A 257-nucleotide genomic window follows, 5' to 3' on the forward strand; every position below is an offset into this window, starting at 1 on the left:
GTTGCAGATGCTCGATGCATTGAAATTCAGTGAAACCGTGTACGGCCTCGGGGCCGGGATTTTCTTTATCGGCTATGTGCTGTGCGGCGTACCGAGCAACCTGGCGCTGACCCGGTTTGGCCCGCGGCGCTGGATCGCGTTGATGATGATCGTGTGGGGTACGCTCTCCACATGCCTGCTGTTTGTAACCACGCCCACGCATTTCTACACCCTGCGCCTGTTTACGGGTGCCGCTGAAGCCGGCTTCTTTCCAGGGG

The 257-nt window shown here is 59.1% G+C and carries 1 protein-coding gene; it reads left to right on the top strand.

Going from position 1 to position 257, the window contains the following annotated elements; all coding sequences use genetic code 11:
- Positions 1-257: MFS transporter (locus tag AAEY55_RS18465; RefSeq protein WP_350552713.1), on the top strand; the 257-nt coding region annotated here is incomplete at both ends.

Source organism: Pseudoalteromonas sp. 120-MNA-CIBAN-0494 (assembly GCF_040308885.1).
In the GTDB taxonomy this organism is placed as follows: Bacteria; Pseudomonadota; Gammaproteobacteria; order Enterobacterales; family Alteromonadaceae; genus Pseudoalteromonas; species Pseudoalteromonas nigrifaciens.